This is a genomic window from Bartonella sp. OC68QHHN (genome assembly GCF_042193875.1).
Taxonomy (GTDB): Bacteria; Pseudomonadota; Alphaproteobacteria; order Rhizobiales; family Rhizobiaceae; genus Bartonella; species Bartonella grahamii_A.
Window position 1 is genome coordinate 1 of the sequence record NZ_JBHIME010000065.1, and the last position, 5,433, is coordinate 5,433.

7 protein-coding genes are annotated in these 5,433 nt (G+C 42.5%); 5 read left to right on the plus strand and 2 right to left on the minus strand.

The genetic code is table 11. The features are described 5' to 3' along the window. Positions 1-51: 51 nt before the first annotated feature. Both ACFIJ0_RS07290 and ACFIJ0_RS07295 read right to left on the minus strand, forming a co-directional pair. Positions 52-330: a hypothetical protein gene (locus ACFIJ0_RS07290; protein WP_375644098.1), complete on the minus strand. Its 279-nt coding sequence runs from the start codon at positions 328-330 to the stop codon at positions 52-54. Beyond that, entirely contained in the window at positions 327-1,082 is a 756-nt protein-coding gene (locus ACFIJ0_RS07295; protein ID WP_375623528.1) for an antA/AntB antirepressor family protein, read from the minus strand. The genes ACFIJ0_RS07290 and ACFIJ0_RS07295 overlap by 4 nt, the downstream gene beginning before the upstream one ends. Before the next feature lie 359 nt (positions 1,083-1,441). On the opposite strand from ACFIJ0_RS07295, the gene ACFIJ0_RS07300 reads away from it, so the two are divergent. The 5 genes from ACFIJ0_RS07300 to ACFIJ0_RS07320 form a co-directional block, all read left to right on the plus strand. Then, the gene (locus ACFIJ0_RS07300; protein ID WP_375644097.1) at positions 1,442-2,653 is read left to right on the plus strand and encodes a phage tail sheath subtilisin-like domain-containing protein; all 1,212 of its coding nucleotides are present in this window, start codon (positions 1,442-1,444) and stop codon (positions 2,651-2,653) included. After that, complete coding sequence (locus ACFIJ0_RS07305; protein ID WP_375623705.1) at positions 2,653-3,159, plus strand: phage major tail tube protein; 507 nt, start codon at positions 2,653-2,655, stop codon at positions 3,157-3,159. The genes ACFIJ0_RS07300 and ACFIJ0_RS07305 overlap by 1 nt, the downstream gene beginning before the upstream one ends. A gap of 2 nt (positions 3,160-3,161) precedes the next feature. Continuing rightward, complete coding sequence (locus ACFIJ0_RS07310; RefSeq protein ID WP_375623706.1) at positions 3,162-3,449, plus strand: phage tail assembly protein; 288 nt, start codon at positions 3,162-3,164, stop codon at positions 3,447-3,449. A 47-nt stretch (positions 3,450-3,496) separates the two neighbouring features. Then, on the plus strand, positions 3,497-3,559 hold the full coding sequence (locus ACFIJ0_RS07315; RefSeq protein WP_244548654.1) for a GpE family phage tail protein: 63 nt from the start codon (positions 3,497-3,499) through the stop codon (positions 3,557-3,559). Next, positions 3,556-5,433 (plus strand): phage tail protein (locus ACFIJ0_RS07320; RefSeq protein WP_375645275.1); only part of this gene is annotated, 1,878 nt, incomplete at its 3' end. The genes ACFIJ0_RS07315 and ACFIJ0_RS07320, both read left to right, overlap by 4 nt.

Genomic DNA, 5,433 nt, shown 5'->3' on the forward strand with positions numbered 1-5,433 from the left:
CATTAACCACCTCCCCGCCTAAAAGACGAGGAGATAAATCATGTTTTACGTCTAAGCTGCTTTTGTGGCAGGGCGCTCCGAAGTAGGAGCATAGGCTTTCAACAAAGAATCCGTGCTATGTGGTAGCTCTGAAGCTCCAAAATCTGTTAGAATTGCCAAGATTTTTGTAATATTGGGCACGTCATCTTGAAGCTTTAAAACTAGAACCTTTTCTATTGCATTCATAGTTTGAACCAGAGCACTACAATCTTTGTCGCTTACATTTTCATCATTAGAAAATTGAAACAAAGCCATCCATAAATCACATAAAAAGTCGATACTGGTATTCATTGTACACCCCCAAAGATTTGTTCTCTCAAACATGCCAATCCTCTGGATGTGATTTTCGTTGAAGGCAGGACCTTTTCTGTACCATCCGGTCTTTGAATGGTAATAGCAGGGCAGTCCATGAATCCTTTCTTTATTTTGTCCTGATAAGGTAACAGAGGCGCCCCTGGAGCACGACGATAGACCCAATCGTTTTGTCGCAAGTAATCCGTTAAATCTTTTGGTCGTACCTCTAGCATTTTCGCTGCTTCTATCAAACCGAACAAACCATCAGAACGCTTTAAACCATCCAAAGCTTTTGCTTTTGGTGTTAATTCGGCAATAACATGGTCTTTCTGCTCAATTTGGCTTTGTAAGTGATTCAAAACACCAAGCAATGCTTCGGGTTTGGAGTAGTCAACTTGTGGTGCAGGTATTTGTGGTGTTGCTACTTGTTTCAAGAGCCGTTCGCATTTGATAAAGTATAAACGAGCCTCTCTACCTTTCTTATTGTTCTCAAGCATAGAAAGCTCTTTTGCTACACTTAAAGTTAGATGATAATCTTTACGATTGTGACCACCCCTGCCTTTGCTTCCCAAAATAGGGAAGCAAACAAAGTCTTGATTTTCTACCAAATTATATTTGTTGATACGTTCAGTAATCCAGTCCGCAAATTTTTTACCTACTTCTAAAAAACTATGCAATTTACGTGCATTTACTGTTTGAACAGTATCACCATCAATGACCTGTTCTGTAATTTCTATAAGAGTGTTCATGATGAACTCCTTGTTGATTAATGTTTGTTAATGACATTTTTTATAAAAATGCCGGGTGCTAACAAACACGGCAACAAGCCCGTCGTTATGCCTTTCCCCCGAAAGGGTATTGTATAGCATAACCACACCCGACCCCACTATTATATGCGCGTAGCATATAATGAGTCAAAGTCTTTAATGCACAGAAGACTGATTATTTCGGTAACCAATCCGCTTGTTGTTTTAAGGTGTTTGTTAGGCACCTTTGTACGAATCTAACGGTTTTAAACATTTTGTCAAGTCGCTCGTCAGAGCGGCTTTTTACCTCTCATTTTTTCCCATTCATTTTCATTCACCAATATTTTAAAGGAGCATAAAGTATGGCAACAGGTTTTCTACACGGTGTTGAAGTTGTCGAGGTTGACGACGGCACCCGCCCCCTTCGCGCGGTACAATCGGCAGTTATCGGGATTGTTGGCACGGCGCCCGATGCCGATGACCGAGCCTTCCCCCTTAACACACCGGTTTTGGTAACGGGCTCTCTTTCACAAGCCGCTAAACTGGATAAAACAGGCAAGCGTCAAGGCACCCTACCCAATGCCCTTGATCTCATTTTCAAGCAAGTGGGAGCTATTGTTATCGTCGTGCGCGTGAACGAGGGTGACAATGAAAATGCAACACTCACCAATGTTCTAGGTGGTGTGAATACGAATGGTGCTTATGAAGGCGTTCATGCTTTGATTGGAGCACAATCCATTGTGGGACAAACACCACGCATTCTGATTGCGCCAGGCTTTACACATCAACGCCCTTCCAGTGTGAATATTGAAGAGAATGGAACTGATGCAACTGCCAACCCCGTCGCAGCAGAACTCATTGGCATTGCAGAGCGTCTGCGTGCTATTGTGGTGCTTGATGCTCCAAATAGCACAGATGAAGCAGCCCTTAACACAGCAAAGGATTTTGATTCAAAGCGCGCCATTCTTATTGATCCATTTGTAAAAGTGAATCGTGATGGCAAAATCGTAGAAGAACCAGCAAGTGCAGCAGTTGCAGGTGTCATTGCCAAAACTGATTTTACACACGGTTTTTGGCATTCTCCTTCAAACAAAGTGATCAATGGCATTGTTGGAACTGCGCGCCCCATTGATTTTTCCATTGGGGACAGATCCAGCCGTGCCAACCTTCTTAACGAACAAAACATCACAACAATTATCCGCGAAAATGGTTATCGTCTTTGGGGTAATCGCACCCTTTCAAGCGATACAAAGTTTGCTTTCTTATCGGTAGTACGCACCGCAGATATGATCAATGACGCTATTTTGCGCGGGCATCTATGGGCTGTCGATCGCAATATCAAAAAAACTTACATGCATGATGTCAGTGAAAGCGTCAATGCCTATTTGCGTGATTTAAAAACGCAAGGCGCCATTCTTGGTGGACGCTGTACACCAGATCTAGAGCTTAACACAACAAGCGCTATTGAAGGCGGTAGAGTCTATTTCAATGTCGAATTCACCCCAGCAACACCAGCAGAACACATCACATTCCGTTCACGCATTGTGAATGATTATTTAGAGGAGATTTTTTAATGGCTATCCCCGTTTTACCAAGAGTTTTGAAATATTTTAACATTTTTGTCGACGGCATTCCCTATCAAGCAAAATGTGAAAGCGTAACATTACCGAATTTGAACTTGGTTGTTGAAAGTTATCGTGGCGGAGGCATGGATAGCTCTATTGAAGTTGACCTTGGTCTTGAAACTCTCATTCTCACCATGACCATTTCTGATTGCTCTCCAGAGTTGATGACACTGTTGGGGCGCACGGATGTCGACATTTCATTGCGCAGTTCAATGCAAGCACAGGGCACCCCCGCAGAAGGCGTCATTATTACCATGAGAGGACTATGCAAAGGCTTTGAAATGGCAGAGTGGCAACCGGGAGGAAAAGCAACATCCACGGCTACCTTCACATTGCAATATTTCAAATATGTCCAGAAGGACGTTGAAATCGTTGAGATAGACGCCCTCAACATGGTGAGGAGATTCAATGGCGTCAATCAACTCGCAGACCATAGAGAAAATATAGGATTATAAAAATGACAGTACAAACAAGCATTACACATAAATTATTGATACCTGTTACTTTTGAAGGAAAAGAGCACACCACAATTACCTTACAGCGTCCCAAAACAAAAGATGTGCAAGCAATCGACAAAAAAGAAGGCATAGAGCAAACAATTGCTATGGTTGCACGCCTTTCTGGATGGGCACATGAAGCGATTGAAGAACTGGATATTAATGACTTGTCGAGCATTGGAGAGATTTTGGAGTCTTTTATCAAGCGGCGGGACACCTCGACTGGGAAACCGCCGCTAAACTCATAGCCGATATTACCATTGTGTTCCATTGGTCACTTTCAGACATGATGGAAATGGAACTGCAAGAACTAATATTCTGGCGAAAACAAGCAGCAGAAAGGTATAAGACAAAATGAGTGAAAAAGTTGCTGATGCAAAGGTAAAGCTGTCCCTTGAAGACAAACTCACCGCACCTCTCAAACATCTTCAAAAAAAATTCGATACATTGTCAAAAACACTCTCCCATAGATTGAGTATTCCGCGCTTTTCTGCTGCTGTCAAAAACATGACAAAAAGCCTTCATGGTGTCCAAAGTGCTCTTGGAGTGGCGGCAAGCCGTGCTTCGGTCTTTACCGGTGTCTTAGGGCTTGCTGGTGGTGGTCTTGTGGCAAGTGTGACCGCCGTTACCATGAAAACCATGCATCTGGGCGATAGTCTTTATCACGCATCACGCCATTTAAATATGAGTGTTGCATCACTTCAATTATGGGGTGATGCAGCCGATAATTCAGGCACTTCCGCCGAACTTTTTCAACAATCTCTAGCAACTTTAAATAGGCGTTCTGCGCAAGCATATGCTGGACAAAAAAGAGGCATGATGGGCTTTGAGGCGCTTGGCATTTCTGTCAAAAACACTTCTGGAAAACTCAAATCCACTTCTGTCTTGTTAGAAGAAATTACCGACAAGATGAGTAAGATGAAAAATCAAGCACAAAGACAGCATATTGCTGCTCTGTTGTTTGGGGGCGATGGTAAAGAAATGGCGACCATGCTTGCGCAAGGGATGGCACCCATTAAAGAGCTGTTTGCAAAGGCGCGAAAAGGAAAATGGCTAATAGGTGCCGATGTCGCACGCTATGCAGCAGATTTAAGTGATAAGCTTGGTGCTTTTAAGAAAAAAATAGGTGGTATCGCGAGCTTTATTGGCGCCCGTTTCATGCCTGTGATTAATGATATGATTGATGGTTTTTCAAAGTTGATTGATGAAAACCGCGACCTCATCCAAACAACCGTTGCTGGATGGGCTAAAAGCGTAAAAAAAGTCTTTAATGATTTGCTTAATCCTACCTCTGATTTGAGAAAAGGCATCAGTGATCTTACAGAGAGAATTAAAGGCTGGTTTCGCTGGCTAGAGCCATTGATTGGTGAAATAACCGTCTTTAAGGTGGGTCTTGTAGCTCTTGGCTCCTTCATTTTTGGTCCACTCATTGCCGCATTAGCCGCAGCAGGAGCAGCGTTTGTCACGCTTGGCTATGCAATCATGACCACACCTATCGGCTGGATACTTGGTGGCATTGCAGCAGTTATTGCACTGTGTAAATACTGGGATGAAATAGATTTCCGGTTGGTTGCATCATTAGCTGTAATTGGTGCAGCGTTTGTTAAGCTTGGTATCATCATGATGTCCTCTCCTATCACTTGGGTAATTGGTGGCATTGTTGCGCTTATTGCTGTTCTATATGTGCTTTACAAATATTGGGACAAAATAAAAAGCTTGTTGGTAGCATCATTAGCTGTAATTGGTACAGCATTCGCCGCGCTTCGCATCGTCATGATGTCTACTCCCATAGGCTGGATAATAGGCGGCATTACAGTGCTTATTGCTACTGGATATCTACTCTACAAAAACTGGAATACCGTAATAAGCTTCTTAGGAAAGCTATGGAATTCTTTTTACAGCTTATGTAGTAACATTTTCAATAACCTCTTTACGCTCTTTAAAAACTTTTCACCACTCTATTGGATAGCAAAAGGAATCAATGAACTCATTAAATGGTTGCTTGGCGTTGATTTAATGGAAGCAGGAGCCAATCTCATTGGTAGCTTATGGGACGGCATCAAAAGCAAATGGGATGATCTGTATAACGGTTTTGGCAATATGATGAAGAAATTAACCAGTTGGATGCCAAACTGGGTGAAAGAAAAGTTAGGCTTTAATGTTTCAATCAACAAAACTTCAACCCAAACCATTAAAACCTTTACTGAAGAAACCAATGCACGCGCAAAAAAA